General features: G+C 45.1%; 3 protein-coding genes. All 3 read left to right on the top strand.

Annotated elements, in window-relative coordinates:
• The first annotated feature begins 257 nt into the window (after positions 1–257).
• A complete protein-coding gene (locus AC27IB_RS23405) occupies positions 258–680 on the top strand; it encodes a putative toxin-antitoxin system toxin component, PIN family (protein ID WP_296052591.1) in 423 nt (140 codons plus the stop codon).
• A 1-nt stretch (position 681) separates the two neighbouring features.
• Positions 682–903, top strand: coding sequence for a toxin-antitoxin system HicB family antitoxin (locus AC27IB_RS23400; protein ID WP_296052589.1), 222 nt, complete (start codon positions 682–684; stop codon positions 901–903).
• Positions 904–1,015: 112 nt separating this feature from the next.
• On the top strand, positions 1,016–2,221 hold the full coding sequence (locus tag AC27IB_RS23395) for an IS4 family transposase (RefSeq protein ID WP_487124038.1): 1,206 nt from the start codon (positions 1,016–1,018) through the stop codon (positions 2,219–2,221).
• Positions 2,222–2,333: the final 112 nt, after the last annotated feature.

The following is a 2,333-nucleotide window of genomic DNA, read 5'->3' as shown; positions in this document are numbered from 1 at the left end:
AATACCTGGACGGCTTTTGATTATTCCAGAGGTATCAATGATTGTTTCGTACTTCGTAAGAGAAGACGTAATTCATGTTCTCAGGGTTTTACACCAGAAGCAAAAATTTCCTGTAGGCAACTAACGCCCTAATTTGGCGGCACAAACGCGTGGGCTATACTGCGAAGCAGAGCCCGCGCGTTTGTGTCCCCAACATTTGTTTGTTAGCTGCCACTGTCAAATTGAAAAGTGATAGCATATACGCTAGCATATAAAGTATGAATAAAGTAGTTATTGACACCAGTGTACTTATTAGCGCCCTGATTGGCAAAACGGGCCCAGCACGAGAAGTGGTGCGGCAATGCTTGCTAGGTCAGTTGAAACCACTGATTAGCACAACCTTATTTTTGGAATATGAAGCCGTCAGTAAGCGAGACAAAATTAAAGAGTTGTGCCCGCTTACACAAGACGAAGTAAACGAATTACTTGCAGCATTTTTTAGTGTTTGTGAATGGGTGCAGATACATTATTTGTGGCGGCCAAATTTAAAAGATGAAGGCGATAACTTTCTTATTGAACTTGCAGTAGCCGGTAATGCCGAGAGCATTATTACGAATAACCTAAAAGACCTGCGAAATGCGGAATTACGATTTGATGGTTTGAGAGTGTTAGCGCCTGAAGAATATTTGAGAGGAGTTTGATATGTCCACTTTAACCGTACGTTTACCAGACGATAAGCATAATCGACTGAAGGCTTTGGCTGCGCATAAAAAGTTGAGCTTAAACAAGTTGATAGAAGAATTGACTACACAAGCGATAGCTGAATTTGATACTGAGGTAAGATTTAAGGCGATTGCTGCTACTGGAGATAAAAAGAGAGGTTTAGAAATTCTAGATAAGCTCGATTCACATTTTGGCAGCTAACACCCGCATCTAACGAATCCCCTCATAAATTAAAGCAGATTCAATGATATAGACACGCATGGCGCAATTTTATCTAATTCATTTCGCCAAAAACATACCAGAACAACACACCATGCGTGATATCTCTATCTTACATGATTTACTTAAAAATCAATGCGCCAATATACATCAAAAACGTCTCTCTTCTCTAATGGTTGCTGTGCAATCATTGCTGGATGGACAGCAACTGTCGCTTACCGAATTGGGGCGGAATATCACCGGGGCCGTTGCCGCTAAGCACAACATTAAACGTATTGACCGTTTGCTTGGTAATCATGCTTTATACAACGAGAGACTGGATGTTTACCGCTGGCATGCACGACTCCTTTGTGGGGCAAACCCAATGCCGATAATTCTCATTGATTGGTCTGATGTAAGAGAACAAATGCGTCATCAAACTCTACGTGCCTCGGTGAGTTTTGAAGGGCGCTCAGTCATCCTCTATGAGCGAGTATTTCCATTTTCCCAATATAACTCACCGGTCAGCCACAATCCCTTTCTACGAGAACTGGCATCCATACTGCCAGAGCGCTGTTGTCCTCTTATCGTCACCGATGCGGGTTATCGCAACACCTGGTTCAGGGAAGTTGAAAAGCTGGGATGGTTCTGGCTTGGGCGTGTACGCGGTGAAGTCGGCTTTCGTGAACATGGCCAATCTAAATGGCGTAGTAACAAGTCATTTTATCCCTCGACTAACGCTAAAGCGCGTTACCTGGGCTGCGGCGCATTAGGGCGTAAAAGGCCTATTGATGCCTATCTACATTTGTATAAAGCTAAATCCAGAGGGCGTAAAGACCAACGTTCTTCTAAAGCGGGTCGTCATCACAATGCACAACAAAATTATCGTGATAGCAGCAAAGAGCCCTGGCTACTGGCAACGAATATTCCTGCCGAATCGCTGACCTCAAAGAAGCTCGTCAACCTCTATGCTAAGCGAATGCAAATAGAAGAAAGTTTCCGCGATATCAAAAGCCCTCAATACGGCTTAGGGCTGCGTCATAGCAGAACACGTTGTCCTAAACGCTTCGACATACTGTTGCTCATTGCTATGCTTGCCGAGTGGCTGTTACGACTGCTCGGTATCATTGCAAGAAAGCATCAATGGCAGCGGGCCTTCCAAGCCAATACTATCCGACATCGCCCTGTGCTATCACTGATAAGATTGGGGCGGGAAGTACGAAAACGGCGGCAAGACTATCCCGTTTCAATGACGGAAATTCGCTGGGCAATAGCCCAATATATTCAGCGGGTTCACGTTACCGGTATGCCTGAATTATGAGGGGATCCCCCAGCACCCACATAAGGGGCAGTAACACGTGGGCTAAAATTCGAGCGAAGCGACAGAGCCCACGTGTTACTGTCCCAGCGAGCCTGCGAGCGGCTTAATGTGA

Source organism: Alteromonas sp. 4NH20-0104 (genome assembly GCF_057547795.1).
This window is presented reverse-complemented; position numbering and strand designations above follow the sequence as displayed.

Coding starts and splice junctions, on each gene's coding strand:
- AC27IB_RS23405 (WP_296052591.1), top strand. CDS start 258: ATGAATAAAGTAGTTATTGACACCAGTGTACTTATTAGCGCCCTGATT.
- AC27IB_RS23400 (WP_296052589.1), top strand. CDS start 682: ATGTCCACTTTAACCGTACGTTTACCAGACGATAAGCATAATCGACTG.
- AC27IB_RS23395 (WP_487124038.1), top strand. CDS start 1,016: ATGCGTGATATCTCTATCTTACATGATTTACTTAAAAATCAATGCGCC.